At 67.7% G+C, this 26,217-nt stretch carries 29 protein-coding genes and 1 pseudogene; 13 read left to right on the top strand and 17 right to left on the bottom strand.

The genetic code is table 11. The features are described 5' to 3' along the window. Positions 1-3 precede the first annotated feature (3 nt). The 3 genes from K883_RS20920 (at position 4) to K883_RS20910 (ending at position 1,010) form a co-directional block, all read left to right on the top strand. Complete coding sequence (locus tag K883_RS20920; RefSeq protein WP_008256836.1) at positions 4-408, top strand: hypothetical protein; 405 nt, start codon at positions 4-6, stop codon at positions 406-408. An 11-nt stretch (positions 409-419) separates the two neighbouring features. After that, entirely contained in the window at positions 420-710 is a 291-nt protein-coding gene (locus K883_RS20915; RefSeq protein WP_008256835.1) for a hypothetical protein, read from the top strand. Between the two features lie 78 nt (positions 711-788). Then, positions 789-1,010, top strand: a complete 222-nt coding sequence (locus K883_RS20910; RefSeq protein WP_008256834.1) for an Rv1893 family protein — start codon at positions 789-791, stop codon at positions 1,008-1,010. A gap of 26 nt (positions 1,011-1,036) precedes the next feature. Here the strand turns inward: K883_RS20910 and K883_RS20905 are convergent, their stop codons facing one another. Then, the gene (locus K883_RS20905; protein ID WP_008256833.1) at positions 1,037-2,167 is read right to left on the bottom strand and encodes a nitronate monooxygenase; all 1,131 of its coding nucleotides are present in this window, start codon (positions 2,165-2,167) and stop codon (positions 1,037-1,039) included. A 253-nt stretch (positions 2,168-2,420) separates the two neighbouring features. On the opposite strand from K883_RS20905, the gene K883_RS20900 reads away from it, so the two are divergent. Together K883_RS20900 and K883_RS20895 are read left to right on the top strand one after the other, a co-directional pair. Beyond that, a complete protein-coding gene (locus K883_RS20900; protein WP_008256832.1) occupies positions 2,421-4,358 on the top strand; it encodes a flavin-containing monooxygenase in 1,938 nt (645 codons plus the stop codon). Positions 4,359-4,380: 22 nt separating this feature from the next. Next, the gene (locus K883_RS20895; RefSeq protein ID WP_008256830.1) at positions 4,381-5,406 is read left to right on the top strand and encodes an alcohol dehydrogenase catalytic domain-containing protein; all 1,026 of its coding nucleotides are present in this window, start codon (positions 4,381-4,383) and stop codon (positions 5,404-5,406) included. Between the two features lie 4 nt (positions 5,407-5,410). Here the strand turns inward: K883_RS20895 and K883_RS20890 are convergent, their stop codons facing one another. Beyond that, a complete protein-coding gene (locus K883_RS20890; protein ID WP_008256829.1) occupies positions 5,411-6,322 on the bottom strand; it encodes a class I SAM-dependent methyltransferase in 912 nt (303 codons plus the stop codon). Positions 6,323-6,339: 17 nt separating this feature from the next. Beyond that, the gene (dtd, locus tag K883_RS20885) at positions 6,340-6,771 is read right to left on the bottom strand and encodes a D-aminoacyl-tRNA deacylase (protein WP_008256828.1); all 432 of its coding nucleotides are present in this window, start codon (positions 6,769-6,771) and stop codon (positions 6,340-6,342) included. A gap of 52 nt (positions 6,772-6,823) precedes the next feature. Between dtd and K883_RS20880 the strand changes: the two genes are divergently transcribed. Beyond that, positions 6,824-7,129, top strand: coding sequence for an MTH1187 family thiamine-binding protein (locus tag K883_RS20880; protein WP_008256827.1), 306 nt, complete (start codon positions 6,824-6,826; stop codon positions 7,127-7,129). Here K883_RS20880 and K883_RS20875 read toward each other — a convergent pair. Continuing rightward, positions 7,126-7,620: a macro domain-containing protein gene (locus K883_RS20875; RefSeq protein WP_179945119.1), complete on the bottom strand. Its 495-nt coding sequence runs from the start codon at positions 7,618-7,620 to the stop codon at positions 7,126-7,128. The two genes, K883_RS20880 and K883_RS20875, sit on opposite strands and share 4 nt — an antisense overlap. A gap of 34 nt (positions 7,621-7,654) precedes the next feature. On the opposite strand from K883_RS20875, the gene K883_RS20870 reads away from it, so the two are divergent. Continuing rightward, positions 7,655-8,950 carry a competence/damage-inducible protein A gene (locus K883_RS20870; RefSeq protein ID WP_020822568.1) on the top strand — a complete coding sequence of 432 codons (1,296 nt, stop codon included), beginning with the start codon at positions 7,655-7,657 and terminating at the stop codon, positions 8,948-8,950. A gap of 2 nt (positions 8,951-8,952) precedes the next feature. Here the strand turns inward: K883_RS20870 and K883_RS20865 are convergent, their stop codons facing one another. After that, on the bottom strand, positions 8,953-10,305 hold the full coding sequence (locus K883_RS20865; protein WP_231504870.1) for an MFS transporter: 1,353 nt from the start codon (positions 10,303-10,305) through the stop codon (positions 8,953-8,955). Between K883_RS20865 and K883_RS20860 the strand changes: the two genes are divergently transcribed. Beyond that, a complete protein-coding gene (locus K883_RS20860) occupies positions 10,304-11,371 on the top strand; it encodes an amidohydrolase family protein (RefSeq protein WP_020822567.1) in 1,068 nt (355 codons plus the stop codon). The two genes, K883_RS20865 and K883_RS20860, sit on opposite strands and share 2 nt — an antisense overlap. A 130-nt stretch (positions 11,372-11,501) precedes the next feature. Here the strand turns inward: K883_RS20860 and K883_RS20855 are convergent, their stop codons facing one another. Continuing rightward, a complete protein-coding gene (locus K883_RS20855) occupies positions 11,502-12,899 on the bottom strand; it encodes an HNH endonuclease signature motif containing protein (protein WP_036455773.1) in 1,398 nt (465 codons plus the stop codon). Between the two features lie 215 nt (positions 12,900-13,114). On the opposite strand from K883_RS20855, the gene K883_RS20850 reads away from it, so the two are divergent. Then, on the top strand, positions 13,115-13,504 hold the full coding sequence (locus tag K883_RS20850; RefSeq protein ID WP_008256813.1) for a phage holin family protein: 390 nt from the start codon (positions 13,115-13,117) through the stop codon (positions 13,502-13,504). A gap of 2 nt (positions 13,505-13,506) precedes the next feature. Here K883_RS20850 and K883_RS20845 read toward each other — a convergent pair whose 3' ends face one another. The 7 genes and pseudogenes from K883_RS20845 to K883_RS20810 all read right to left on the bottom strand — a co-directional run bounded on the left by K883_RS20845 (position 13,507) and on the right by K883_RS20810 (position 18,662). Next, the gene (locus tag K883_RS20845; protein ID WP_020822565.1) at positions 13,507-14,469 is read right to left on the bottom strand and encodes an FAD-dependent oxidoreductase; all 963 of its coding nucleotides are present in this window, start codon (positions 14,467-14,469) and stop codon (positions 13,507-13,509) included. A gap of 136 nt (positions 14,470-14,605) precedes the next feature. Further along, positions 14,606-15,175: pseudogene (locus K883_RS27975) on the bottom strand (hypothetical protein); the annotation flags it as partial. Between the two features lie 98 nt (positions 15,176-15,273). Next, a complete protein-coding gene (locus tag K883_RS20830) occupies positions 15,274-15,768 on the bottom strand; it encodes an SRPBCC family protein (RefSeq protein ID WP_008256809.1) in 495 nt (164 codons plus the stop codon). Next, entirely contained in the window at positions 15,768-16,397 is a 630-nt protein-coding gene (locus K883_RS20825) for a nitroreductase family protein (protein WP_020822564.1), read from the bottom strand. The genes K883_RS20830 and K883_RS20825 overlap by 1 nt, the downstream gene beginning before the upstream one ends. A 104-nt stretch (positions 16,398-16,501) precedes the next feature. Then, a complete protein-coding gene (locus K883_RS20820; protein WP_197095523.1) occupies positions 16,502-17,473 on the bottom strand; it encodes an NAD(P)H-dependent flavin oxidoreductase in 972 nt (323 codons plus the stop codon). An 8-nt stretch (positions 17,474-17,481) separates the two neighbouring features. Further along, positions 17,482-17,874: a tautomerase family protein gene (locus K883_RS20815; RefSeq protein ID WP_014711639.1), complete on the bottom strand. Its 393-nt coding sequence runs from the start codon at positions 17,872-17,874 to the stop codon at positions 17,482-17,484. Between the two features lie 188 nt (positions 17,875-18,062). Then, on the bottom strand, positions 18,063-18,662 hold the full coding sequence (locus K883_RS20810; protein ID WP_008256801.1) for a TetR/AcrR family transcriptional regulator: 600 nt from the start codon (positions 18,660-18,662) through the stop codon (positions 18,063-18,065). Positions 18,663-18,765: 103 nt separating this feature from the next. Between K883_RS20810 and K883_RS20805 the strand changes: the two genes are divergently transcribed. Continuing rightward, positions 18,766-20,334, top strand: a complete 1,569-nt coding sequence (locus K883_RS20805; protein WP_020822562.1) for a phytoene desaturase family protein — start codon at positions 18,766-18,768, stop codon at positions 20,332-20,334. A gap of 10 nt (positions 20,335-20,344) precedes the next feature. On the opposite strand, the gene K883_RS20800 is transcribed toward K883_RS20805, so the two are convergent. From K883_RS20800 to K883_RS20785, 4 genes are all read right to left on the bottom strand, one after another. After that, on the bottom strand, positions 20,345-20,962 hold the full coding sequence (locus K883_RS20800; protein ID WP_051197723.1) for a YbhB/YbcL family Raf kinase inhibitor-like protein: 618 nt from the start codon (positions 20,960-20,962) through the stop codon (positions 20,345-20,347). A gap of 61 nt (positions 20,963-21,023) precedes the next feature. Continuing rightward, positions 21,024-21,470: an SRPBCC family protein gene (locus tag K883_RS20795; protein ID WP_008256794.1), complete on the bottom strand. Its 447-nt coding sequence runs from the start codon at positions 21,468-21,470 to the stop codon at positions 21,024-21,026. A 36-nt stretch (positions 21,471-21,506) separates the two neighbouring features. Next, on the bottom strand, positions 21,507-21,923 hold the full coding sequence (locus K883_RS20790) for an SRPBCC family protein (protein ID WP_020822560.1): 417 nt from the start codon (positions 21,921-21,923) through the stop codon (positions 21,507-21,509). After that, positions 21,920-22,246, bottom strand: coding sequence for an ArsR/SmtB family transcription factor (locus tag K883_RS20785; RefSeq protein WP_008256790.1), 327 nt, complete (start codon positions 22,244-22,246; stop codon positions 21,920-21,922). The genes K883_RS20790 and K883_RS20785 overlap by 4 nt, the downstream gene beginning before the upstream one ends. Before the next feature lie 92 nt (positions 22,247-22,338). Between K883_RS20785 and K883_RS20780 the strand changes: the two genes are divergently transcribed. The 3 genes from K883_RS20780 to K883_RS28415 all read left to right on the top strand — a co-directional run. Then, entirely contained in the window at positions 22,339-23,052 is a 714-nt protein-coding gene (locus K883_RS20780) for an MBL fold metallo-hydrolase (protein ID WP_020822559.1), read from the top strand. A gap of 137 nt (positions 23,053-23,189) precedes the next feature. Further along, positions 23,190-25,478 carry an isocitrate lyase ICL2 gene (aceA, locus tag K883_RS20775; protein WP_008256786.1) on the top strand — a complete coding sequence of 763 codons (2,289 nt, stop codon included), beginning with the start codon at positions 23,190-23,192 and terminating at the stop codon, positions 25,476-25,478. Positions 25,479-25,897: 419 nt separating this feature from the next. Then, the coding region (locus K883_RS28415; protein ID WP_255358945.1) for a hypothetical protein at positions 25,898-26,217 on the top strand (320 nt) is incomplete at its 3' end.

Genomic DNA, 26,217 nt, shown 5'->3' with positions numbered 1-26,217 from the left:
AACATGATTCGGGAATTGCTGAGCGCCGCTTCGATAGCGGGCATCACGATCGGCATGGCGCCGTGCGCGGCCGCCGACCCGCATTACGACGGCGACGTCCCGGGCATGAATTATCAAGCTTCGCTGGGCGCCCCGTGCGACAACTACGAGCGCTTCATCTTCGGACGAGGGCCCAGCGGCCAGGCCGAGGCCTGTCATTTCCCGCCGCCGAACCAGTTCCCGGCGGCCACCACCGGTTACTGGGTCGCTTCCTATCCGCTCTACGGGGTCCAGCAGACCGGCGCGAAATGCCCGGGCTCGCAGGCGGCGGCGCAGACTCCGGACGGGCTTCCGATGCTGTGCCTGGGGGAGCAGGGGTGGCAGCCCGGATGGTTTACCGGCGCAGGGTTTTTCCCGCCCTCCGACTGATCGGTACGACGATGAAGCGTGGTGAGCAAGGCGCGTCGCCCGTGCCCCGCTGGCTGCGTTTCGTCCTGGCCTCGGATCGCGCCGGGTCGGCGTGGTACATCGGCACCGGATTCTTCTTCGCGCCCGTGCTGGCCGTGTTTTCGCCGTGGCCCGCGGTCACCGCCGTGTTGTGGGGCGTCATCGCGGTGGCAGGGCTGTGGTTGGGGCTGCTGGGCATCGCGATGGCCATCGGTCTGGCCCGAATACTGCGCTCGGGGGCCGAAATTCCCGAAGACTACTGGCGCACCCTCGTGCACTACTGAAGCCCACCGCCGCCGAGAAATGGGGCCTCGTCCCGTCTAGAGTTCAGGGCAACGAACCTGCGACAAAGGAGACTCGAGATGGCCTTCAATCCCAAAGATGCGGTCGACGCGGCGAGGGACATCGCGACCAACGCCGTCGAGAAAGCCTCCGACATCGTCGAGCACGCCAGCGACATCATCCGGGGTGACCTTGCCGGCGGTGCCAGCGGAATCGTTCAGAATTCCATCGACATCGGCACGTACGCCCTGGACCGGACGAAGGAAGTGTTCACCGGCCGGCAGGACGTTGACGACGTCTAGCCCCGCCGGCCGGGCAAGCCCCGCCGTCAGACGGAGGCGGCCTCGTTGAGCTCGTCGAGCCTGTTGGTCGCTTCCAGGTACTCCTGCACCCAGCGCTCGATGACCGTCGACGTCTTCTCCACCTTGGTGAACTGCCCGACGACCTGACCGACCGGGTTGAACGCGACATCGACGGATTCGTTCGGGTACCTGTTCGTGGCACGAACCGCCATGCCGGACACCATGTACTGCAACGGCATTCCGAGGGGCTTCGGGTTCTCCGGGGCCTCCCACGCCTCGGTCCAGTCGTTGCGCAGCATGCGGGCCGGCTTGCCGGTGAACGACCGGCTGCGGACGGTGTCGCGGCTGCCGGCCTTGACGTAGGCCTCCTGCTGGACCGGGGTGTTCGAGGATTCCTCGACCATCAGCCACTGCGATCCGGTCCACGCGCCCTGCGCGCCCAGCGCCAGCGCGGCCGCGATCTGCTCACCGCTGCCGATGCCGCCGGCGGCCAGCACCGGAACCGGAGCGACCTCCTTGACGACCTGGGGCCACAGCACGATCGAGCCCACCTCGCCGCAGTGCCCGCCGGCCTCGCCGCCCTGCGCGATGATGATGTCGACGCCCGCGTCCGCGTGCTTGCGGGCCTGCGAGGGGGAGCCGCACAGCGCGGCCACCTTGAGTCCGGCCTCGTGGATGTGCTTGATCATGTCGGCCGGCGGGGTGCCCAGCGCGTTGGCGATCATCTTCACCTTCGGGTGCTTGAGCGCGACCTCGACCTGGGGTGTGGCCGTCGCCTCGGTCCAGCCGAGCAGCTGCAGGGTGTCGCCGTCGCTGTCCTCGACCGGCACGCCGTGGTCGGCGAGGATCTTCTTCCCGAAGTCAAGGTGCTCCTGGGGCACCATCTTGCGCAGCGTCTCGGCCAGCTCCTCCGCGGACAGGTGCGAGTCCATGCCCTCGTACTTGTTGGGGATGACGATGTCGACGCCGTAGGGGTGGTCGCCGATGTTCTCGTCGATCCAGTTGAGCTCGATCTCGAGCTGCTCAGGCGTGAAGCCGACGGCCCCGAGCACGCCGAACCCCCCGGCCTTGCTGACCGCCACGACGACGTCGCGGCAGTGGGTGAAGGCGAAGATCGGGAACTCGATGCCGAGTTCGTCGCAAATAGGGGTGTGCATTACAACTCCTGGGATGCTCGCCGAATTGGAACGTGTTCTAGTTTAGTACGGACGTCACTGACGTGGCCAGCGGGTCCTGAACTGCGTCCCATCACTACGGCCCGTCGCCGCCGAGCCGGCCGCGACGCCGTTCGGCCCGCCACCGCCTTCGATCCCTTGATCCCGCACCGAGCGACCAGGTAGCGTAGTGCTGCCAATTACGAAACTACGCGTAGCGTAATTGGCTTCCAAACCACCGAGAGGATCCGCCTTGATGCGCAGCCGCTACGCCGGCGATCCCTTCACCACATCCACGCCCGAGATCGCCGCCGCCCTAGAGGATGTCAGCGTCCCGACGCTGCTGCTCTCCCTCGTTCACATCACCGGCGACCCCCGATTCATCCGCGACTACAAGCAGATGGGCATCTTCCTCAACGAGGTCCAGGGGTTCATGTCGGAGGAGGACAAGGCGCGGGCCCGCGCCGAGGCGCTGACGGTGATCACCGAGTATCGGGATCGCGGCTGCCCCGAACCGGCGCCGCTGAGCCCGGAGCTCATCAGGGAAATGATGGATTGGGCGGCGTGTGAGCACGTTCCCGACGACTATCTGTCCCTGGTGTCCGAAGAGCTGGACCTCGAAGGGGTCGACCCCCGGCGGCCGGCCGCGTTGCCGGCCGAGCGCGCGGCGCAGCTTCCGGTTCTGGTCGTCGGGTGCGGCGAATCCGGCATCCTTGCCGGCGTGCGCCTCAAGCAGGCCAACATTCCGTTCACCATCGTCGAGAAGAACGCCGGCCCGGGCGGAACATGGTGGGAGAACCGCTATCCCGGCGCCCGGGTCGACGTCGCGAACCATTTCTATTGCTACAGCTTCGAACCCAACAACGACTGGACCCATTTCTTCGCCGAGCAATACGAGCTGCAGGACTATTTCACCAGAGTCATCGACGAACACGACCTGGCCGACCGGATACGTTGGCAGACCGAGGTTCTCGCGGCCGAATGGGACGACGACGACGGCACCTGGACCGTGTCGCTGCGATCGGCCGACGGCCGCACGTCGACCCTGCGCGCACGCGCGCTCATCACGGCGGTGGGCCAGCTGAACAGGCCCAACATTCCCGAATTCGCCGGAGCACAGACTTTCCGGGGCCCGTCGTTTCACTCGGCGGCCTGGGATCACTCGGTGGACCTCAAAGGCAAGCGGGTCGCGCTCGTCGGCGCCGGCGCCAGCGGGTTCCAGATCGCGCCCGCCATCGCCGAGGAGGTCGAGCACCTGACGGTGTTCCAGCGGACCGCGCAGTGGATGTTCCCGAACCCGATGTATCACGACGAGGTCGGCGACGGTGTGCGCTGGGCGATGCGCCACCTGCCGTTCTACGGCCGGTGGTACCGCTTCCTGGTGCTGTGGCCCGGCTCGGACAAGGGCCTCGACGCCGCCGAGGGCGACCCGAACTACGCCGATCAGGACCACGCCGTCAGCGACATCAACGCCGGCGCGCACATGATGTTCTCCCAGTGGATCACCAGCCAGGTCGGCGAAGACTCGCCGTTGTTGGCCCAGGTGATGCCGGACTATCCCGCCTGCGGCAAGCGCACCCTGCAGGACAACGGCAGCTGGCTGAGAACGCTGCAGCGCGACAACGTCGAATTGGTGCGCACAGCCATCGAGCGGATCACGCCGCAGGGCATCGTCACCGAGGACGGAGTGACGCACGACGTCGATGTCATCGTCTACGCAACGGGGTTCCGGCACACCGACGTGCTGTGGCCGCTGAAGATCACCGGCCGCAACGGCGTTGACCTGCACGAGATGTGGGGGAGCAGGCCGTATGCCTACCTCGGGATCACCGTCCCGCAGTTCCCGAACTTCTTCATCGTCTACGGGCCCGGAACCCACCTGGCCCACGGGGGCAGCCTGATCTTCCAGTCCGAGCTGCAGATGCGCTACATCGACCAGTGCCTGGCGCGCCTGGCCGACGCCGATGTGCACTCGGTCGAGCCGAAACCCGACGCCGCCACGGACTGGCACCGACGGACGCAGACCCAGATCAAGAAGATGGTGTGGTCACACCCGGCGGTCAAGCACTCGTATTTCAAGAACGCCGACGGCGAGATTCACACCGTCAGCCCGTGGCGCCTCAACGAGTACTGGTCGGCGGTGCGCGAACCCGACTGGTCACAATTTGTAGTGCGCCAGAAAGATCAAGTGTGACAAGGGAAGTGAGCACACCGATATGCGCACGGTAGTCGTCGATGGGCCCCGCAGCATCCGGGTCGACACCCGCCCCGACCCAACGCTGCCGGGCCCGGACGGAGCGATCGTCGAGGTGACCGCCGCCGGAATCTGCGGCTCGGATCTGCACTTCTACGAGGCCGACTTCCCGATGCCCGATCCCATCGCCCTCGGCCACGAAGCCATCGGCACGGTGGTGGACGCCGGGCCCCAGGTGCGCAACGTCAAGGTCGGCGATCAGGTCATGGTGTCGTCGGTCGCCGGCTGCGGCGCGTGCGCGGGGTGCGCCACCCGCGATCCGGTCATGTGCCACTCCGGCTTTCAGATCTTCGGCGGCGGAGTGCTCGGTGGCGCGCAGGCCGATCTGCTCGCGGTGCCCGCCGCCGATTTCCAGCTCCTGAAGGTGCCCGAGGGCATCAGCACCGAGCAGGCGCTGCTACTCACCGACAATCTCGCCACCGGCTGGGCCGCGGCACAGCGCGCCGACATTCCGTTCGGCGGGACCGTTGCGGTGATCGGCCTCGGAGCGGTCGGCCTGTGCTCGCTGCGCAGCGCGCTTTTTCAGGGCGCGGCAACGGTTTTCGCCGTCGATCAGGTCGACGGCCGGCTACAGCGCGCCGCGCGGTGGGGGGCGACACCCGTGAAGGCGCCGGCGCTCGAGGAGATCCTCGCCGCCACCGGCGGCCGCGGCGTCGACGCGGTGATCGACGCCGTCGCCACCGACGCATCCCTGACCGAGGCGCTCAACGCCGTCCGGGCGGGCGGAACCGTCTCGGTCGTCGGTGTGCACGACATGAATCCGTTTCCGCTCAACGCGCTGGGCTGCCTGATCCGCAGCATCACGTTGCGGATGACCACCGCGCCGGTGCAGCGAACGTGGCCGGAATTGATCCCGCTGCTGCAGTCCGGCCGCCTCGATGTCGACGGCATCTTCACCACGACAATGCCTTTGGACGACGCGGCCAAGGGCTATGCGACCGCGGAATCACGCTCCGGCGACGATGTGAAGATCCTGTTGCAGCCCTAGGCCTTCACCGGGTGGCCGTGATGTATTGGGACCGCATGAAACTGTCGATCTTGACGTCGACCTCCGGTGGGGTCATGCCGTAACCGGCCTGCAAATCGAGCGTGTTGCGGACGGGTTCGACGGCCCACCCGTGCGCGGTCAGCCACTCCGCGGGATCGGACTGCGGTTCGTACGTCAGGGCCGAAAAGTCAACGTTGCCCGACACGTTGACCCCCGGGTGATTCGCCTCCAAGGCGTGGAGCTGGTCGTGGTCCAGCCGCGACCCCAGCGCGCCGATCGCGATCCGGCTGCCGGGCGCGCTGAGCCCGCTGATCCGGGTGAACAGCGCGTGTTGCGCCTCGTCGGTCAGGTAGGGCAGCAACCCCTCCACCGACCAGGCGCTCGGGCTCTCGACGTCGAACCCGGCCGCCTCCAAGGGCCGCGACCAGTCGGTGCGCAGGTCGGCGGCGACCTCGATCCGGTTCGCCTTCGGCGCGGCAGCCTGCTCGTCGAGCACACGCGCCTTGAACTCGAGGACCTTCGGCAGGTCGACCTCAAAGACCCTTGTGCCGTCGGGCCATTCAAGGCGGAACGCCCGCGAATCCAGGCCGGCGGCGACGATCACCGCCTGGCGTATGCCCGCCTGGCAGGCGGCGACGAAGAAGTCGTCGAAGAAGCGGGTCTGCACGCCATACAGCCGCGGAAAGGCCGTCTCGTCCTCGGTGCTGCCCGGGTTCGCGAGGACCCCCGCCAGATACGGGTCCCGCGAGGCGGCGATGAAGACCTTCGCGTATTCGTCGCGCACCAGCGGCTGCGGGCTCACGGCGTGCAGCGCACGCCATCCCGCCACGAGCAGCGCGGTGTAGCCGACGCTGCTGACGATGTCCCAGTTGTCGTCGTCGGAGCGGAGCGATCCGAATTCAGGTGTCGTGCCCACGGGGGCCAACGTACCCTTCAGAGTTCGAGCAGCACCGTGACCGGGCCGTCGTTGACCAACGCGACCTGCATGTTCGCGCCGAACACCCCGGTCTGTACCTCGGCGCCCAGCCGCTCCAGCGTCGCGGCGAACTCCGCCACCAGCGGCTCGGCCACCGGCCCGGGGGCGGCCGCATTCCACGACGGGCGGCGGCCCTTGGCGGTGTCGGCGTATAGGGTGAACTGACTGATGACCAGGATGGGGGCTCTTGCGTCGGCCGCGGACCGCTCCTCGGCGAGAATCCTTAGGTTCCAGAGCTTTTCGGCGAGCCGGCGCGCCTTGTCGCGATCGTCGGTGTGGGTGACGCCGACGAATGCCAACAGCCCCTGGCCATCCGGTCGGATCGCTCCCACCACCGCGCCGTCGATCGACACCGTCGCCGACGAGACCCGTTGCACCAACACCCGCATGGGCCTCGATGGTGCCAGACCGGCCGGGGCGGGGGTGGGTACGCTCGACAGGGTGTCCGTGCTCGTCGCGTTTTCCGTCACCCCGATGGGGGTGGGCGAGGGTGTCGGCGAGATCGTCGCCGAGGCGGTTCGGGTGGTTCGCGAGTCCGGCCTGCCCAACAAGACCGACTCGATGTTCACGGTGATCGAGGGCGACACGTGGGAGCAGGTCATGGCGGTGGTGCAGCGCGCCGTCGAGGCCGTGGCGGCCCGGGCGCCGCGGGTGAGCACGGTGATCAAGGCCGATTGGCGCACCGGGGCCAACGACGCGATGACGCAGAAGGTCGCCTCCGTCGAGCGCTACCTCTCCGAGAGCTAGGCCCGCAGCGCGGCCCGAAACGCTTGCTCCGCCGCGTCGCCGTGCACGGCGAACACCACCTTGCGCAGCGAGACCGGCTGGTGCCGCCGGACGGCGTCGACCATCAGCCGGGCGGCCTGGTCGAGCGGGAAACCGCCGACACCGGTGCCGAAGGCCACCAGCCCCAGCGTGCGGCAGCCGAGCTCGTCGGCCTTGCGCAATGTCGAAGCCGTGGCGGCGCCGATGATCTCGGCCGAGGTTGGCCCACCGAGTTCCATGGTCGCCGCGTGGATGACGTAGCGCGCGGGCATGTCGCCGGCGGTGGTCTCGATCGCTTCGCCGAGCCCGATCGGCGCCTTCTCGGTCGATTCGCGCTGCACGTCGGGCCCGCCCGCGCGCGAGATGGCCGCGGCGACGCCGCCACCGTGCCGCAGCTGCGTGTTGGCGGCGTTGGCGATCGCGTCCACGTCGAGCTTGGTCACGTCGGCCGCAAGCACCTCTAACTCGATCATCGGCTCATTGTCCCGCAGGCCCATGCGTAGGCTCATGGCGGTGAGCGCACGTGCAGGCATCGTTGTCACCGGAACCGAGGTCCTCACCGGACGCGTCCAAGACGCCAACGGCCCCTGGATCGCCGATCGCCTCCTGGAGCTTGGTGTCGAGCTCGCGCACATCACGATCTGCGGCGACCGGCCCGCCGACATCGAAGCCCAGCTGCGGTTTCTCGCCGATCAAGGCGTGGACCTGATCGTCACCAGCGGCGGCCTGGGGCCCACGGCCGACGACATGACCGTCGAGGTGGTGGCGCGCTTCTGCGGGCGCGAGCTGGTGTTGGACGCCGAGGTCGAAGAGAAGATCGCGAACATCCTCAAGAAGCTGATGGGGCGCAATCCCGCTTTCCAATCCGCCTTGGACCCCGGCACTTTCGAGTCGCTGCGGGCCGCCAACCGCAAGCAGGCCATGATCCCGGCTGGGGCGCAGGTGCTCGACCCGGTCGGCACCGCGCCCGGCGTCGTGGTGCCAGGCAAGCCCGCGGTGATCGTGCTCCCCGGACCCCCGCGCGAGCTGCAGCCGATGTGGCACACGGCCCTCCAAACACCGGCGGCGCAGGACGCGATTGCCGGCCGGACCATTTATCGGCAGGAGATGCTGCGGATGTTCGGCCTGCCCGAGTCGGGGCTGGCCGAGACGCTGCGCGACGCCGAAAAGACCGTGCCCGGATTCGACCGGCTCGAGATCACCACCTGCCTGCGGCGCGGGGAGATCGAAATGGTCACCCGCTACGAGCCGGACTCCGCCGACGCGTACACGCAACTGACGAAGCTGCTGCGCGAGAGGCACGGGCATCAGCTGTACTCCGAAGACGGCTCGCGTGTCGACGATCTGGTCGCGCAGCTTCTCACCGGGCACCGGATCGCGACGGCGGAGTCGTGCACCGCGGGACTGCTGGCGGCGCGGCTGACCGATCGGCCCGGGTCGTCGGACTACGTGGCCGGCGGGGTGGTGTCCTATTCGAACGAGGCGAAAGCGGAGGTGCTCGGCGTCGACCCGGCGCTGATCGAGGCGCACGGCGCGGTGTCGGAGCCGGTGGCCGAGGCCATGGCCGCGGGCGCGCTGCAACGCTTCGGCGCCGACACCGCGGTCGCGATCACCGGCATCGCCGGACCGGGCGGGGGCACGGAAGACAAGCCGGTCGGGACGGTCTGCTTCAGCGTGAAGGCGGCGGGCGGCCGCACGGACACTCGCACCCTGCGCCTTCCGGGCAACCGGTCCGATATCCGGGAACGCTCGACGACGGTGGCCATGCACCTGCTGCGGCGCCTGCTGGCCGACCCCGGCTAGCTTTACGTCGCTTCCGTTGCGAGAAAAGAACTTTCCGTCGTGCCGAAGCGGATTCCCGTCGCGTCCTTTCCGATCAGCGTCAGGACCACCACCGCGGCCAGCACCGGCACGATCGTGGCCGCCAAGGCGAACGGGTAGCCGTGGGATTCGGCGAGACGTTCCTGAATCGGTAAGTTGAACGCCGCCAACAGGTTTCCGAGTTGGTAGGTCACACCGGGGTAGAGGCCGCGAATGGCGTCCGGCGACATCTCCGTGAGGTGGGCTGGAATCACGCCCCACGCGCCCTGCACGAAGAGCTGCATCAAGAACGAGCCCAGGCACAGCATGGCCGCGCCGCGTGAGTATGCGAACAGCGGCACGATCGGCAGCGCCAGAATTGCACAGAAGACGACCGTGTAGCGCCTACTCAGTCGTTGCGACAGCGTTCCGAAGACGAGCCCTCCGATGATGGCGCCGACGTTGTAGGCCACCACGATCCACCTGACCGTCGTGCTCGACAACCCGGCGCCTCGGTTGGCGTGCGCGCCGAGGAAGGTGGGGTAGACGTCCTGCGTGCCGTGGCTCATCCAGTTGAATGCCGTCATCAGCAACGCGAGGTAGATGAAGCGCCGGATGATCGCGCCGCTGCGCAGCACGTCGCGGATTCTGGTGCTGGTTAGCCTCATCCGGTCTTGGGCGGCCTCCCACACCTCGGATTCCTCCACCCGGTAGCGAATGATCAAGCTGATCAGTGCGGGAACGATGCTCAGGCCGAACAACCAGCGCCACGAGAGCTCGAGCCAATCCATGACCACCAGGGCGGCGACGCTGGCCAGCAGGTAGCCGAACGCGTAACCCTCCTGCAGCAGCCCGGAGAAGAACCCGCGTCGCTGGACCGGAACCTTCTCCATGGCCAGCGCGGCACCGAGCCCCCATTCCCCGCCCATGCCGATGCCGTACAGCAGGCGCAGGATCACCAGCACGGTGAAGTTGGGTGCGAAGGCGCACAGGAACCCGACCACGGAGTAGAACATGACGTCGACCATCAGGGGGAGCCGCCGGCCGACGCGGTCGGCCCACAGCCCGAACAGCAATGCGCCGACGGGACGCATGATCAGGGTGGCGGTGGTGACGAACGCGACCTCGGCCTTGCTGTGGTGGAACGTCTTTGCGATGTCGGCGTAGACGAGCACCACGATGAAGTAGTCGAAGGCGTCCATCGTCCAGCCCAACAGGGCGGCGATGAAGGAATTTCGCTGGTCGGCGGTCAACTTCTGTCGAGGGCTCTGTGTGGTCACGTCAGCATCGTGGCGTACCGAGGGCTTCGGCGCGACCTGTTTCGCCGCCCGTCGTGCGGGAGTAAGTTCCGGATGCATGCGGATCATCGACGCCGACGGCCATGTCGCCGAAAATTCGTCACTGGCAGTCGAAGCGATGCAGCGGTGGCCGGAGCACGTCAGACCCGGCAGGCATGGGCGGCTCGGCTTGACCCTTGAAGGACGCAACTACCCCGAGGACCGCGGCCCGGGCGCGGGCTGCCCGCCCGAACACGGGATCAGTAGCGCGGCCGATATCAACTGCCGGTCGGCCGAAGGCGTGCTGGGTGACGCCGACCGCGATCACATCGACACGATGGTGCTCTATCCCAGCCTTGGCCTGTGCGCGCCGAGTATCGAGGACCCCGAATTCGCGGCCGGATTCGCTCGCCTCTACAACGAGTGGATCGCCGATTACTGCGCCGCTTCGGGTGGGCGGCTCCGCGGCGTCGCGGTGGCTCCGATAGAACATGGCCGGCTGGCGATCGATGTCATGACCGAAGCCAAAGACCTTGGGCTGGTGGCGACTCTGGTGCCGCCGGCGCTCAAGACACGCAACCTCGACCACCCCGACCTCGACCCGTTCTATGCCGCCGCCGTCGAACTCGGGATGCCGCTGGGGGTGCATGGGGCGCCCGGCATTCATCTGCCCAAGATCGGGGTAGACCGTTTCACGAATTACATTCAGGTGCACTGCATCAGCTTCCCGTTCGACCAGATGACGGCGATGACCGCGATGGTTTCCGGCGGCGTCTTCGAGCGTCATCCGGAGTTGCGGGTGGCCTTCCTCGAGGCGGGTGCGGGCTGGGTTCCGTTTTTTATCGATCGGCTGCACGAGCATTACGAGAAGCGTGGCGACTGGGTGGAGCGCGGCTGGCGTCGCGATCCGCACGAGTATCTGGCCGCCGGAAACATCTGGGTGACGTGTGAACCGGAGGAGCCGATTCTGCCCGGGGTGATCGACGTGCTGGGCGCCGATTTCATCATGTTCGCCAGCGACTATCCGCACTGGGACGGCGAGTGGCCGGAAAGCACCAAGCACCTGCGCACTCGCGCCGATATCAGCGAGGAGGCCCGCGAGAAGATCGGCGGGCGCAACGCGCAGCGCTTCTACAACCTGAACTAGCGGCGATCGCGAGCGCGGCGCAGCCGGGCGAGGCGGATCGGCGCCATCGGTTCTAGCGGCGATCGCGAGCGGGGCGCAGCCGGGCGAGGCGGGTCGGCGCCATCGGTTCTAGCGGCGACCGCAAAAAGTGTTATGCCGCGCCTGGATTGTCGGCTTCTTCGTCGTCGTCGTGTTCGTGGTGGAGGAGTTTTTCGGGGTGGTGGTAGGTGTTGGTGCGGGGTTGGCCGCGTTCGAGGTGGGGTGGGGATTTCCATTCGGTGTCGCCGCGCGTGTTCTTGCGGGTGGTCCAGCCGCTGGGGTCGAGCATGCGGTGATGCGGGCCGCAGGCGAAGGTGAGGTCGTTGACGTCGGTGCTGTGACACTTGCTGTAGTCGGTGACGTGGTGGACCTCGCAGTAGTAGCCCGACACCGTGCAGCCCGGGGCGGTGCAGCCGCGGTCCTTGCCGTACAACACGATTCGCTGCCCCGGGGAAGCCAGCCGCTTGGTGTGATACAACGCCAGGGCCTTGCCCTTATCGAAGATGGCCAGGTAATGATGCGCGTGGCGGCTCAGGCGAATCACCTCACTCATCGGCAGGATGGCGCCCCCGCCGGTCAGGGCTCGCCCGGCGGCGGCCTCCAACTCTTGCAGGGTCGTGGTGACGATGATGGAGGCCGGTAACCCGTTGTGCTGACCCAACTCCCCGGAGGCCAACAGCCCACGAAGCGCCGCAAGCAGGGCGTCGTGGTTGCGCTGAGCAGCCGAGCGCGTATCACCGTCGATAGCGGCCTGGCTGGGCGCGCCATCCACACACGGCATCTCATCAAGCGGGTTGCACATGCCCGGGGCACCGAGTTTGGCCTCCACGGCCTCGAAGGTGGCGCGTAGTTCGGGGGTGATCAGGCCCCGCAACTCCGACATGCCGTCGGGTCGTTGGCGCCCCAGGGTCACCCCGCGGCTACGGGCCCGGTCCTCATCGGTGAAGAGACCGTCGGGATTGAGGCAATCTTCCAGGACGTGGGCCAGGCCGTCGAGTTCGTCGGGCCGGTGATACGCGGCGTGACCGGCCAGGTCGGCTTCGACGCGCTCGCGGGTGACCGGGTCGATCCAGCCGGGCAGCCGGCGAAAGAATCGGCGGATCACCGCCACATGGGCAGCACCGAGTTCACCGCGGGCCTGGGCGGCGGCGGTGGCCGCCAACGCCGGGGGCAACGGTTCACCGGTCAGGCCGTGGCGCGGGCCCAGATCGGCGGCGTCTTTGATGCGCCGGCCGGCCTCGGTGTGGCTGATCCGCAGGCGGTCGGCGATCGCCTGGTCGAGTTTGGCGCCGAGCTCTTGGATGCCGGCTTGGCGGGCCAGGTGGTTGATCAACGCATGCTCAGGCACGGGCAATCGGCGGCGCACGGTTTCGCAGCGCTCCAACAGCGCCAGGCATTCCCGCGGAGTCAGCGCATCAAAACTGAGCCCCGCCACGCCCTCGATGGCGGCATCAAGCGCGTCGAAGGCCGCGCTGATCGCGTCCCGATCGATGATGCCGCCCGAACTCATACCGCAGACATTACGAAGCGCCACCGACACAAAACCCCGCATTGTGACCACTGAAACCACAGTGACACAAGGGATTTCAATATCCGTTTCCGATATCCGAAACCGCGCCCGCGTGTATGCGCGAGAGCCGACGGACGAAGCCGGTCACCCGGTCAGAACTCACCCGCGCCGATTTGCTTACCTTCCCGGCCGATCGGATGGCAGGATCTAGGCGCATGGGCCCATTTTTGGTGCGCGCCGCGCTGACCGGCTTTGCGTTGTGGATCGTCACCCTTTTCGTGCACGGCCTGAGTTTCGTGGGCGGCAGCACGAGGCTGGAACGGGTCGGCATCATCTTCGTCGTCGCCGTGATCTTCGGTCTGGTCAACGCATTCATCAAGCCGATAGTCCAGATCCTGTCGATCCCGCTCTACATCGTGACGCTCGGTCTGTTCCATGTCGTCATCAATGCGTTGATGCTCTGGATCACGGCGTGGATCACCGAGCACACCACGCACTGGGGGCTGCAGATCGACCACTTTTGGTGGACCGCCATCTGGGCGGCGATCGTCTTGTCGATCGTCAGTTGGTTGCTGTCCTTGATAATTCGCCGCACCGGCGCCTGAGATCAGCGGCCGCCGGCCAGGGCCACCACGTCGCGCGCGCAGCCCCAGGACAGGGTGACGCCGTTGCTGCTGTGACCGTAGTTGTGGATGCAACGCGCCCGCCCAAGCGGTTCGGCCTCCACGCGCACCGAGGGACGGTCGGGGCGCAGTCCGGTGATGACCTCGATCACCTCGGCGTCACCCAGTCGCGGCTCGATTCGTCGGCAGCGCTGCAGGATGCGTTCCGTCACGTCGGGTTCCGCGGTCGTGTCCCAGCGACCGGGGATGCTGATTCCACCGCACACCACCCGTTGTGGATGCGGGAAGAAACAGGTCCACTCTGGGCCGTCGTTCAATTCCAGAAACAGTTGCTGCAGACCGGGATTGGTCAGCACCACGTGCTGGCCGAAGAGCGGCCGCACGGTGTGGTCGTCGACGAGCGCGCCCGCGGCGAGACCAGTGCAGTTGACGACGATGTCAGCGGTGTCGGCGGCCTCGGCCAGGGATCGAACGGGGTGTTCTTCGATCTCGCAGCCGGCCGCCGCGAGCCGTCGGGTCAGATAGTCGAGGTAGTGCGGCATGTCGATCATCGGCACGGTGGCGCGAAATCCGGTGCCGAAACCCGGCGGAACGTCGGCCGGGTCGGCGGGCCGCAGGTCGGGGATCAGCGCGGCCGCCGATGACATCGCCTCGGTCGCGGTCAGCTCGCCGACGGCCAGCGCCGGCGCCAGCAACACACCCGAGTCGGGATCGCGGGCGAGATCACGGAACACCTCTAGAGAGTGCTCGGTCCAACGCAGCGTCGCGCCGGCGCGTTCCGCGGGCCGCGGGGGCGCCCACACGGCGCCCGCAACCGCCGAAGTCGTTCGCTTGGGCATCGTGTCCGCCCAGACCCGCACCGGCCAGCCCGCCTCGGCCAGGCAGATGGCCGACGTCAACCCGCTGACGCCAGCCCCTACCACGACGATCTGGTGCGTACTGGCCACGGCGCCGGCGGGCCGATCAGGAATGCGCGGCTTGTGGGGCTACCGGAGTTGCGGGCGCGGCCGCCGGGGCTTGCGGGGCCGCCGGCGCTTGCGAGGCCGGCGCCGGTGCAGGTGCGGGCGCTTGCGGAGCGGGCGACGGTTGCGGGGGCCGCTGTGCGTTTCCGCCCAACAGACCGTTGAGGATGCCGAGCGTACCCTGCACGCCCGCGGGCGGCGTTTGTGACGGCGGAACGGCGTCCGGGGTCAGCTGCCAGGGTTGGCAGCCCGAGGTCTTGAAGGCTTTGTCACCCGGGTCGATCTGCACGACCTGCGCCTTCTTGGTCATGGCGTTGTCGATGAGCGCGCCGTCGGGGTTTCCGGTCCGTTTCCAGTAGCACGTGCCGTTGCCGACGGGGCCACCGGAGCTGTAGATGCCCGGGACGATGTCGGTCCCCACGGCGTAGATGCCGTCCTTGTCGATGCTGGTCTTCGGCCCCGGCGGGGCGGGTGCCGGCGAAGCCCCGGGCGACGCGGCCGGTGCGGGTGCTGCCGAAGGCGCTGGTGCCGGTGCCGGCGACGCGGCCGGTGCGGGTGCCGCCGAAGGCGCTGGTGCCGGTGCCGGCGACGCGGCCGGGCCCGGGGCGGGCCCCCGTGTCTCGTCCGGATCGGCGCTGGCAACGACCGTCGAAGTGGCCAACCCCGCGACCATCAAACCCGCGGCGGCCAGTCGCGCCGCAGTAGCTACTCCACCCATAGAAATCGAGGGTACCGGGGCCAAGTACCTAATTCATGTCGTTGTGAAATGAACCCGGCAGCAAAGAACGGCTAGACGAGACGCCGGACCCGGCCCGCGCGGGCGAGCGCATGCTGGTACGCCTCGAGGTTGTCACGGGAAATCTTCGCGTAAACCAGGCGTTCGAGGAGGAAGCGCAGCACGGGGTTGTAGGCGCGATACGTCTCGTGGAACGTCAGCACGGTGGTGCCGTCGGGCTGCTCCTCGAGCTGGTGATACCCCTCGGCGCGCGACCACAGCGGTGCGCCGACGGCCACGTAACGCGACAGCTTGTCGATCTCGGCTTCGGTCACGGTTTCCCAGGAACGCGCCCGGCCGCCGGTGAGCAGGTATTTGGGCACTTCGAAGACGCATGTGCGGACCAGGCCCTCACCGGCCTCGTTGCCCTCGTTGAGGATTTCCATGCTGCCGGTCGGCCACTCGAGCACCCGGGGGCGCGGGGCGTTCGGCGGGGCCGGTGGATGCAGCGCCCGCCAGACCTTCCGCGGCGGAGCGTCGATGTGGAATCGCACGGTGTAGGACTGCATCAGCCTTCTCCCCAGCCATCCCAGAACGTGATGGTCGCCGCCGGCGGGCGTGCGGCCGGCCGGAAGTCGGTGCCGATCGTGTACGCGACGGGGAACAGCGCGGCCTGCGTGACGGTGGGTGGGATGCCCAGCAGCTCGGCCACCTCGCGCTCCTTGAACAGGTGCATCGTCGTCCACACCGATCCCAGCCCGCGCGAGCGGAGCGCCAGCAGAAAGCTCCAGCCGGCCGGGATGATCGACGCCCACGCCGCGGCAGCGATGCCCGGTTCCGCGGTGTCGATGCGCTGGTTGAGGCAGGGGATGACGTGCACCGGGACTTGCCCGAGCGTTTCGGTCAAGCCCATCGCGCTCCGGTACACCCGCTGCGTCTGCGGATCCGTCGCGTTGTCGGCCGCGTACGCCAGGTACCGCGCGCCGATGCTGCGGTAGATCTCGGCGATTGCCGCGCGTTTGTCGGGGTCCGTGATCACCAGCCAGCGCCAGTCCTGCGTGTTGCTCGCCGTCGGCGCCTGCATCGCCAGCTGGATGCACTCCAGGATCACGTCGCGACCGACCGGCCGGGTGAGGTCGAGCCGTTTACGCACCGACCGGGTGGTGCTCAGCAGTTCGTCGACGGTGGCGATGTCCATGGGATCCTTAGATGTGTCGGCGGGGGTGGTTAAAGGTGCGGCCCATCATCGCGACGTGAAGTTGAGGTATCGAGCTGAGCAAACCAGACCCCGAGCTCGGCTGTCTAGGCCCTCGCCCGCCGATTGAGGATGTGTGCGGCCTCGGCGACCATGTCGGCGACGATGTCAGCGGCGGGACGGACGTCGCGAACGCGTCCCACACCTTCGCCGGTCAGGATCGCTGCCGTATCGAAATCCTCTGCGGCAACGGCTTTTTCGTAGTCGGCGACGGCTTGGGGCAGCTGGGCCGACAGCTCGGGTTCGCGACCGTGCCAGGTGTCGAGGAACGCGTTGCCCAGCGCCCGCGCGTCGTATCCGGCGGGCCAATCGAGGCGGCGCACAACGTCATAGACCCGGGTGCGCACGGTGTCGTCGCCACAGGCCGCAACGGCCCGCCGCTGCGCACGCGGTGACACCAATGCCTCCGGCGACGCCCACAACCTGCTACCCACGACCGCGCCGTCAGCGCCCAGCGCCAGCGCGGCCGCCAATCCGCGGCCGTCGACGACGCCTCCGGCGGCCGCCACCAGCGTGTTGGGTGAGCGCTCGGCCACGAAATCGACCACCTCGGGCACCAACGTGAACGTCGTCCGCCCGCTCATTCCATGTCCGCCGGCTTCGCTGCCCTGCGCGACGATGACCTCCGCCCCGGCGTCCACGGCCCGGCGCGCCTGGTCGAGGTTTTGCACCTGAGCGATGAGCGGGACGCCGGCCGCGTGGATGCGATCGGCGAACGGCCGTAAGTCGCCGAAAGACAACATGATCGCCGCGGCTTGGTGGGCGAGCGCGATGTCGAGCGCCCGCGGGTTGCCGGCCAGGCTCCAGGTGATGAACCCGCATCCGATCCGGGCGCTGTGGGCGTTGTCGAATTCGCGCTGCAGCCATTCGGGATCGCCGTAGCCCCCGCCGAGCAGGCCCAGGCCGCCCGCCCCGGTCACCGCCGCCGCGAGCCGACCCCCGGAGACCAGGGCCATCGGCGCGAGCAGGACGGGCTGCTCGATACCGAAGAATTCCGTCAGGCGGGTCCGCAACGGCACGGTGTCGCTCACTTCAGCTCACCGGTGAGGAATTGTGCGCGGCCGTGGCCGAAAGACCAGTCCTCATCGTTGTTTTCGGTGACCGAGACGATCAAGTCCGCCGGGTCGAGTCCGCACCGGTCGGCGAGGCGGGACGCCAGCAGTTCGTAGAACTTCTGCTTGAGTTCGCGCGGACGTCGCCTGCTGACCACGTGCAGGATGACCTGCCGCGCCGAGCGGTCGATGCCTAGACCGGTGTCCAGCGCGATGACCTCGTGGGCCGGATGAGTGCGGACCACCTGATAGCGATCACGCTCGGGAACACCGAACGCTTCGACCACGGTCTCGTGGATCGCGTCCAGCAGCGCGCGAACCTCCGACGGCGAGCGGCCCTCGATCAGGTCGATGTACAACAGCGGCATGTGTCCTCCATCGCCGGAGTGGATCGTGGATCTCGATGTCTACTCCAACAGACGGTAGGCCCGCGGAAATCCCTCGTGAGATGCGTGCTGCGACACATCGCTCATGAACTCGCGTCTTCGAAGCGGTCACTACGCCGTGCCGCGCTTTGTCGAGGCGGGGAATAGCGCGCGGGAACTGCTAAGGTCGCTCAGGCGAGCCGCGCCAGACCGGAGCGCACCAGATCCAGGCTTGCGGCCACGTCTGCGCCGAGGTCGCCCGCACAACCCTTGCGGCCCCAATTCTCCACTGCCGCAACCAAGGCCGCGGCCAGCGCAGAACCCGCGACCTCGGCCGCCAGGTCGATGTCCGCCGTATCCGGATTGCGCTTCCTGACGAAGTCGGCGAGCACGCCGGCGAACGAGGACTGCACCACTCGCAGGTGGCCCGCGATCCGCTCGGCGCTGATCAGCTCCGCGCGCGCCGTCGCCGCCTGGCGAACCACCTCGAGGTCGTGCGGGAACGCCGAAACACTCGCCAGCACCGCATCGAACAACGACTCCGACGACGGGCGTTGCGCGAGCGCCTCGGCCAGCCATTCCAGCTGCGTCTCGTAATCCTGGAACAGGACGGCTTCCTTGGTGGGGAAGTGCCGGAAGAAGGTGCGCTCGGTGACGCCGGCCTCGCGCGCCAACTCGGTGACGGTGACATTCGCAAAGCCCTTGCGCGCGAAGCTCTTCAACGCCGCGCGACGTAGGGCCTCATGCGTCGATCGTCGTCGTTGTTCATGACGGTTGCCCGGGGCGGTCATCTCAGGGGAGATGGTATCCCAGCCGAAGTGGTCACTACTGACATCTTCCAATTATGTCAGTACTGACATATTCTGCACGGGGTACCCGACGGAGGCGAGAACCATGAGCACAAATCATTACGACGCGATCGTGGTGGGGGCGGGACACAACGGGCTGACCGCGGCGGCGATCCTGCAACGCGCGGGACTGCGCACCGTGTGCCTGGAGGCCAACACCTATGCGGGCGGCATGGCCGCGACGGTCGAATTGATCGACGGCTTCCGATACGAGATCGCCGGGTCGGTGCAGTTCCCGATGGCAAGCCAGCTCACCAAAGACCTCGGCCTCGACACGCTGCCGGCGGTGGAGCCCGAGGTGATGTCGACAAACATCGGCGACCATGGCGAAGAGCCGATGATCTTCTATCGCGACCCGATGCGACTGATGACGCATCTGGGCGAGAAACACGGAGTCGAGGCCGTCACGGGCATGGCTGAACTGATCGGCTGGAGCCAGGCACCGGCGAGGGCGCTCGGCCGCTTCGACGTCCGCCAACGGCCGAAGACCCTGGACGAAATGTATGCCTGCGCGACCAACGACGCCGAACGCCGTGCCATTCACGACATGCTCTTCGGCTCGGCGATGGACGTGATCGACCGCTATCTGCCCGACCGGGAAAAGCACGCGGTCATGCGCGGGATGCTGGCGTTCCTGGCCGTCAACTCGACCTACCGCGGTCCGTATACACCCGGCAGCGCAACATGTTTGGCGTTCGCGCTGGCGGTGCCCGACGGCAGCACCGCGATGATGACCAAGCTCAAGGGCGGCATCGGCGCCCTCACCGAGCACCTGCGCGAGCTCTTCGTCTCCCACGGCGGCGAGATCCGCTTTCGCACCAAGGCCGAGCAGATCCTCGTCGACCGGCAGAAGGTGACCGGCGTGCGGCTGCGCGACGGGTCGACGATCTCGGCGCCGATCGTGGTGTCCAACCTGTCACCCGATGTCACCCTCACCGACCTCATCGCACCAGAACACGTTCCCGCGGAGCTCGTCTCGCGGGTATCCGGCCGCGACCACCGCGCCTCGTTCGTGCAGATCCATTTCGCCCTGGACGGGCTGCCCGAATTCGCCCCGCCGTACGAGTTTCTCAACGACGACGGCATGCAACAGTCCATCGGCATCTTCGGGTCGCCCGAATCCCAACAGCTGCACTGGGAGAACTGCCGGCGGGGCATCGTCCCGGACAATCCGTCGATGGGCATGCAGATCCCGTCGGTCCACGACCCCGCCATGGCGCCGCCGGGCAAGCACGCGGCGAGCGCGTTCGCCTACGCGTTTCCGGTCGAATCCGAGCGCGGTCAGCACGGGCGCCTCAAAAATGAGATGGCGCAACGGGTTATCGACAAGATCACCAGGTTGGCACCGAACTTCAAGGACATCGTGATACGCCACATCACGTTCGCGCCTTACCACATGAACACCATGTTCGGTGCGCCCGACGGCGACTTCTGCCACGGGCTTTTGCACCCAGACCTGATGGGGCCCAACCGACCCGGACCGCGCGGCTTCCTCGATCTACCCATTCCGATCGACGGTCTCTACCTCGCCGGCGCCGGCTGCCATGGCGGACCGGGCATCACCTTCACCCCCGGGTACAACGCCGGCTACCAGGTGCTCGACGACGCGTCCTGAGGCGAGCCGATCAGCCGCCGAACGCCCCGACGAGCTGCGCCTGTGCGGTCGCGGCGCCGGCGATCGTCTGCGCGGCCTGCACACCCGCCAGGCCGCCGGGCAGCTGGTAGTCATTGGGAAGCTGATAGAGGGTGAACCGGTAACGATGCGTGCCTGTTCCGTTCGGGGGACAGGGACCCTGATACGCCGACTGGCCGGCCGTGTTCGGCAGAGTGGTTGCGCCGGCGGGAGTTTGGCCCTCGGCCGTGCTGCCGGGTCCGGGGGCGATTCCGATCACCACCCAGTGGACGTACAACCCGGCCGGGGCGTCGGGGTCGTCGACGACGAGGGCCGCACCCAGCGGCGCCGACCACACCAACGGCGGTGCGACGTCGGCGCCCTTGCAGGTGTACTGCACCGGAATCGGCGCACCGTCGTCGAAGGCCGGGCTGCTGATCGTCAATGGGCCTCCGGCGGGCGCCTTGGGCGCCGTCTTGCCCAGCGTCGTGACGTTCGGCGCCGGAGACGACGTCGGGTGGCTATCCCCAGTTCCGCCGCAGCCGGTCAGCGGCCCCAGCAGCACCGCTGCTCCGATGAGCGCTGCGGTTCGGCGAAACACGTGCGACGAGTCCATGAAAGACGAGTCCATGAAAACAGTCTGACCCGCGCGGGCGCGCCGCGAAAGCACCCGTTTCGGGGCGAGGCCGCGGCTACTTGGCGCGCTTCTCGACTTCCAGCACCCGCTTGCGCAATCCCTCGGTGGCCGTGTCCATGAGGGCTTTGGCACCCCTCTTGACCAGGAATCCGGGAACGGGCGCCACCAGGTCGACGGTGAGGTCGAAGCGGACCCGGGTCGAGTCCCCCTCGGGAGTCAACGTGTACCGGCCCTCCTGAGCGCGTTGCTGTTTGGAGCTGATCAGGGTCCAGCCGACGCCATCGTCGTGAACGGTGTAGGCGAGCTCCTGTTCGTCGCTGACGCCGACGAGTTTGACCACCTGTCTGGATCTGGTCGGGTGGTTTTGGTCGTCCCGCTCGAGCACCTCGACCTTTTTGTGCGCCGACGACCACTCGGTCAACGACTCGAGGTCGAACAGCACATCCAGGATTTCGTCGGGCGTCGCTTCGATGACGACTTCGCGGGAATCGGTGATAGCCATCTCGGGGAGATAGCCGGTGCGACGTCGCTCGAAACCCTAGGGGCGCACGTGAGCGACAGCCCGCGTGAGCCGGGGGAGGACCACGTCGCGCCAGCCGGGTCCCATGCGTTCGAAGGCCTGCGCCATACGGCCGTCGTCGAGGTCAAAGCCGCTGTGCTCCAAGAACACTCGCGTGCCGGCGCCTTCGGCTTCCAGCCGCCAGGTCAGCGTCCAGGCCGCGGTGAACGTGTAGACGAAGCGGTGCGGCGCGTCGACCTCGAGCACCGTGCACGGCTGCTGGCCATAGCCCGGCATGTCGAGCGTGAACGTGTGTCCCACCACCGCGGCCACCTGCCCCTCGGCCCACCAGAGTTTCATCAGTGCGGGTTCGGTGAGCAACCGCCACACCTTCTCCGGTGGCGCCGCGACGAATTGATCCACCCGGATTGTCGCGAACCGTGACGTTGCGGTCATTCCAGCTCCTCTGCCACCTCGGCGAGCCGGGCAAGCCGGGCACGCCAGAACTTCTCGAACGGATGAAGCCACTCACCCAGCTCCGCCAGGGGCTCCGCGGTCAGGTGATAGATCCGATGGCGCCCCCGCGGCTCGTCGGCCACCAGCTTCGCGTCACGCAACACCTTGAGATGCTCGGCGACCGCGGGCCGGCTGAGTTCGAACCGCTCGCTGAGTTCCCCGGCCGACAATGGTTGCCGGAACAGGATCTCCAGCAGTTCACGCCGCACCGGGTTGGCCAAGGCGAGAAAGACGCGATCGACGCCAGTCACGATCGACAACATATGTCGGACAATCCCGACATGTCAACTATTTCCGACACATTGTCCCGGCGCACCGCCCGGCGCAGCCCACGCGTGGCCGCTACGTTGCTGGTGTGCATTTCGGCTGGGAAACGCTGGCCAGCGGCGTGCACCGCTGCCGGCTCGCGTTCTGCGACGTCACAATCGGCCTGGTGCGCGGCCGCACCGGAACGCTGCTCGTCGACTCGGGTACCACGCTGGCCGAGGCCGCCGCCATCGACGCCGACGTCCGACGGCTTGCCAGGCGGCCGGTGAGCCATATCGTGTTGACGCACAAGCACTTCGACCACGTCCTGGGCTCATCGTTCTTCGGCCGCGCGAAGATCTACTGCGCGCCCGAGGTCGTCGGGCACCTCAGCTCGGCGACCGACCAGATCCGCGCCGAGGCGCTGCGGTACGGCGCCGACGCCACCGAGGTGGACGCGGCGATCGCCGCGTTACGCCCTCCGCGCCGCGGGGTCTACGACGCCAGCGTCGATCTGGGGGACCGGACGGTGACGATCACGCACCTCGGGCGCGGCCACACCGCCTCCGACCTGGTGGTGATCGCGCCCGCGACCAACGCCGGCGACAGGATGGTGGTGTTCACAGGTGACCTGGTCGAGGAGTCCGCCGACCCGGCGATCGACGCCGATTCCGACCTGGCGGCCTGGCCGGCTACCCTCGGGCGACTGCTCGCTGTCGGCGGACCCGACGCCATCTACGTCCCGGGCCACGGCAAGGTCGTCGACGCCGCATTCGTGGCCCGTCAGCGGGACTGGCTTGCCCGGCGCGGAGGCGTCCCGTGATCGGTGGACCATCGAAATGCGCTGCGCCCCAGTGGTTTTTCGACCGTTTCAGCCGAGTCTTTCGACTCCTGATTGAACCGCCCTTCGCGGGGATAGACTCACGTTCAGTGGAGTCGTGCCGGAGAGGGGCGTAAGACATGGCGATCATCGACAAGGACACACAAGTCCGGCCATCGTTCGACGACGAGGTCGCTGCCACGCAGCAATACTTCGACGATCCGCGCTTTTCCCGGATCACCCGCCTGTACACCGCCCGCCAGGTGGCCGAGCAGCGCGGCACCATCCCGACCGACTACACCGTGGCACGAAACGCGGCGGCGGCCTTCTACGAGCGGTTGCGCGAGCTGTTCGCCCAGAAGAAGAGCATCACGACGTTCGGCCCGTACTCGCCCGGCCAGGCGGTCGCGATGAAGCGGATGGGCATCGAGGGGATCTATCTGGGCGGCTGGGCCACCTCGGCCAAGGGGTCCACCACCGAAGATCCCGGACCCGACCTCGCCAGCTACCCGCTGAGCCAGGTGCCCGACGACGCCGCGGTGCTGGTGCGCGCCCTGCTGACCGCCGACCGCAACCAGCAATACCAGCGCCTGCAGATGAGCGAGAAGCAGCGCGCCGCGGCCCCGGTCTACGACTACCGGCCGTTCATCATCGCCGACGCGGACACCGGCCACGGCGGTGACCCGCACGTGCGCAACCTGATCCGCCGGTTCGTCGAGGTCGGCGTGCCCGGCTACCACATCGAGGACCAGCGCCCCGGCACCAAGAAGTGCGGCCATCAGGGCGGCAAGGTGTTGGTGCCGTCCGACGAACAGATCAAACGGCTCAACACCGCGCGCTTCCAGCTCGACATCATGAAGGTGCCGGGCATCATCGTCGCGCGCACCGACGCCGAGGCCGCCAACCTGCTGGACAGCCGGGCCGACGAGCGTGACCAGCCGTTCCTGCTCGGAGCCACCAACCTCAAGATCCCGTCGTACAAGTCGTGCTTCCTGGCGTTGGTGCGTCGGTTCTACGAGCTGGGCGTCAAAGACCTCAACGGCCACCTGCTGTACGCGCTGCCCGAAGGGGAGTACGCCGAGGCCACAGCTTGGCTTGAGCGCCAAGGGATCCAGGGCCTGGTCTCCGACGCCGTCAACGCCTGGCGGGAGGACGGTCAACAGTCGATCGACGACCTGTTCGACCAAGTCGAGTCGCGGTTCGTGGCGGCCTGGGAGGACGACGCCGGCCTGATGACCTACGGCGAGGCCGTCGCCGATGTGCTCGCGTTCGCCGCCAGCGAGGGCGAACCGGCCGATATGAGCGCCGAGGAGTGGCGGGAGTTCGCCGCGACCGCCTCGCTCTACTCGGCCAGGGCCAAGGCGAAGGAGTTGGGCGTCGACCCCGGTTGGGACTGCGAACTCTCGAAGACGCCCGAGGGCTACTACCAGATCCGCGGCGGCATCCCGTACGCCATCGCCAAATCGCTGGCGGCCGCGCCGTTCGCCGACCTCTTGTGGATGGAGACCAAGACCGCCGACCTGGACGACGCCCGGCAGTTCGCCGACGCCATCCACGCCAAGTTCCCCGACCAGATGCTGGCCTACAACCTGTCCCCGTCGTTCAACTGGGACACCACCGGCATGACCGACGAGCAGATGAAGCAGTTCCCCGAGGAACTGGGCAAGATGGGTTTCGTCTTCAACTTCATCACCTACGGCGGACACCAGATCGACGGCGTCGCCGCCGAGGAGTTCGCCACCTCGCTGCAACAGGACGGCATGTTGGCGCTGGCCCGCCTGCAGCGCAAGATGCGCCTGGTCGAATCTCCTTACCGCACACCGCAAACCCTCGTCGGGGGACCGCGCAGCGACGCCGCGCTCACGGCCTCCTCGGGCCGCACCGCCACCACCAAGTCGATGGGCGAAGGCTCGACCCAGCACCAGCACCTGGTGCAGACCGAGGTGCCGAAGAAGCTACTCGAGGAGTGGCTGGCGATGTGGAGCGAGAACTACGACCTCGGCGAGAAACTGCGGGTGCAACTGCGGCCCCGCCGGGCCGGCTCGGACGTGCTCGAACTCGGCATCTACGGCAACGACGACGAGCAGCTGGCCAACGTGGTCGTCGACCCGATCAAGGACCGGCACGGCCGCAGCATCCTTCAGGTGCGCGACCAGAACACCTTCGCGGAGAAGCTCCGGCAGAAGCGGCTGATGACCTTGATCCACCTCTGGCTGGTGCACCGCTTCAAGGCCGACGGGGTGATCTATGTGACGCCGACCGAGGACAACCTCTATCAGACCTCGAAGATGAAATCCCACGGCATCTTCAGCGAGGTCTACCAGGAGGTCGGCGAGATCATCGTCGCCGAGGTGAATCAGCCCCGCATCGCCGAACTGCTCAAGCCCGACCGTGTGGCGCTGCGCAAGCTGATCACCAAGGAGGGGTAGCCGCGGTTTCGGCTGCGGCCCTGGTCACGGGCTTGCGCGGCCGCCCGCGCCCGATCGGAGGACGGTCTACTTAGTGAATATAAGGAATTTTCTAATTTACGAGTCAGACATTTCGCCCACGGGAAGGCCCGCACCCGGATACGATTTGTTTCGCCGATGGTCCATAGGCCCGAGATGGGCCATCGGCTTTTAAAGGCCTCGATGGTCATGTTCCCGCGTTCGCCAGATTCCCTTGTGCCGCTGCGGCTACGCCCACGGGATCGCGCACGCTCCACTTTCCCGGCCGGCCACGCCCACCCGCGTGACGGCCATCCTTTTCCCGTCGCAATCTCGGCGCCGGAAGTAGTTTGCGCGCCGACGCCCCTGGGTAAGAAACAGTGGGCGCCGCGGTGTGGCGCAAGTGGAGATTGGGGGATCTGATGGGATCTGGACCGAGGACAACGGTCGCCCTTTTCGGCGGCGCGGCCATGCTCGTACTGGCGGTCGGCTGCGGCGGCGGTCATAAAGAGGGCCCGAGCAGCACCACCACCCCGACGACCACGCCCTCGTCGAGCGTCGCGCCCTCCACTGCGCCCGGTGAGGGCGGTGGCGGTCCCGGTGGCGGTGGCGGCAACGTGCCCGGCGGCCCGACCGGGGGCGGTGGCCCCGGTGGCGGCGGCGGCAGCGTCCCCGGCGGCCCGACCGGCGGCGGCGGTCCCGGTGGCGGCGGCGGCAGCGTCCCCGGCGGCCCGACCGGCGG

The organism is Mycobacterium sp. TKK-01-0059 (assembly GCF_000709305.1).
GTDB lineage: Bacteria > Actinomycetota > Actinomycetes > Mycobacteriales > Mycobacteriaceae > Mycobacterium > Mycobacterium intracellulare.
The sequence above is the reverse complement of the archived record's forward strand: the minus strand, read 5'-3'. Positions and strand labels throughout refer to the sequence as shown.

Excerpts from the sequence above, each read along its gene's own strand:
- K883_RS20920 (WP_008256836.1), top strand. The coding sequence starts at position 4 with ATGATTCGGGAATTGCTGAGCGCCGCTTCGATAGCGGGCATCACGATC.
- K883_RS20915 (WP_008256835.1), top strand. The coding sequence starts at position 420 with ATGAAGCGTGGTGAGCAAGGCGCGTCGCCCGTGCCCCGCTGGCTGCGT.
- K883_RS20910 (WP_008256834.1), top strand. The coding sequence starts at position 789 with ATGGCCTTCAATCCCAAAGATGCGGTCGACGCGGCGAGGGACATCGCG.
- K883_RS20905 (WP_008256833.1), bottom strand. The coding sequence starts at position 2,167 with ATGCACACCCCTATTTGCGACGAACTCGGCATCGAGTTCCCGATCTTC.
- K883_RS20900 (WP_008256832.1), top strand. The coding sequence starts at position 2,421 with ATGCGCAGCCGCTACGCCGGCGATCCCTTCACCACATCCACGCCCGAG.
- K883_RS20895 (WP_008256830.1), top strand. The coding sequence starts at position 4,381 with ATGCGCACGGTAGTCGTCGATGGGCCCCGCAGCATCCGGGTCGACACC.
- dtd (WP_008256828.1), bottom strand. The coding sequence starts at position 6,771 with ATGCGGGTGTTGGTGCAACGGGTCTCGTCGGCGACGGTGTCGATCGAC.
- K883_RS20875 (WP_179945119.1), bottom strand. The coding sequence starts at position 7,620 with ATGATCGAGTTAGAGGTGCTTGCGGCCGACGTGACCAAGCTCGACGTG.
- K883_RS20870 (WP_020822568.1), top strand. The coding sequence starts at position 7,655 with ATGGCGGTGAGCGCACGTGCAGGCATCGTTGTCACCGGAACCGAGGTC.
- K883_RS20860 (WP_020822567.1), top strand. The coding sequence starts at position 10,304 with ATGCGGATCATCGACGCCGACGGCCATGTCGCCGAAAATTCGTCACTG.
- K883_RS20865 (WP_231504870.1), bottom strand. The coding sequence starts at position 10,305 with ATGCATCCGGAACTTACTCCCGCACGACGGGCGGCGAAACAGGTCGCG.
- K883_RS20855 (WP_036455773.1), bottom strand. The coding sequence starts at position 12,899 with ATGAGTTCGGGCGGCATCATCGATCGGGACGCGATCAGCGCGGCCTTC.
- K883_RS20850 (WP_008256813.1), top strand. The coding sequence starts at position 13,115 with ATGGGCCCATTTTTGGTGCGCGCCGCGCTGACCGGCTTTGCGTTGTGG.
- K883_RS20830 (WP_008256809.1), bottom strand. The coding sequence starts at position 15,768 with ATGCAGTCCTACACCGTGCGATTCCACATCGACGCTCCGCCGCGGAAG.
- K883_RS20825 (WP_020822564.1), bottom strand. The coding sequence starts at position 16,397 with ATGGACATCGCCACCGTCGACGAACTGCTGAGCACCACCCGGTCGGTG.
- K883_RS20815 (WP_014711639.1), bottom strand. The coding sequence starts at position 17,874 with ATGCCGCTGTTGTACATCGACCTGATCGAGGGCCGCTCGCCGTCGGAG.
- K883_RS20810 (WP_008256801.1), bottom strand. The coding sequence starts at position 18,662 with ATGACCGCCCCGGGCAACCGTCATGAACAACGACGACGATCGACGCAT.
- K883_RS20805 (WP_020822562.1), top strand. The coding sequence starts at position 18,766 with ATGAGCACAAATCATTACGACGCGATCGTGGTGGGGGCGGGACACAAC.
- K883_RS20800 (WP_051197723.1), bottom strand. The coding sequence starts at position 20,962 with ATGGACTCGTCTTTCATGGACTCGTCGCACGTGTTTCGCCGAACCGCA.
- K883_RS20795 (WP_008256794.1), bottom strand. The coding sequence starts at position 21,470 with ATGGCTATCACCGATTCCCGCGAAGTCGTCATCGAAGCGACGCCCGAC.
- K883_RS20790 (WP_020822560.1), bottom strand. The coding sequence starts at position 21,923 with ATGACCGCAACGTCACGGTTCGCGACAATCCGGGTGGATCAATTCGTC.
- K883_RS20785 (WP_008256790.1), bottom strand. The coding sequence starts at position 22,246 with ATGTTGTCGATCGTGACTGGCGTCGATCGCGTCTTTCTCGCCTTGGCC.
- aceA (WP_008256786.1), top strand. The coding sequence starts at position 23,190 with ATGGCGATCATCGACAAGGACACACAAGTCCGGCCATCGTTCGACGAC.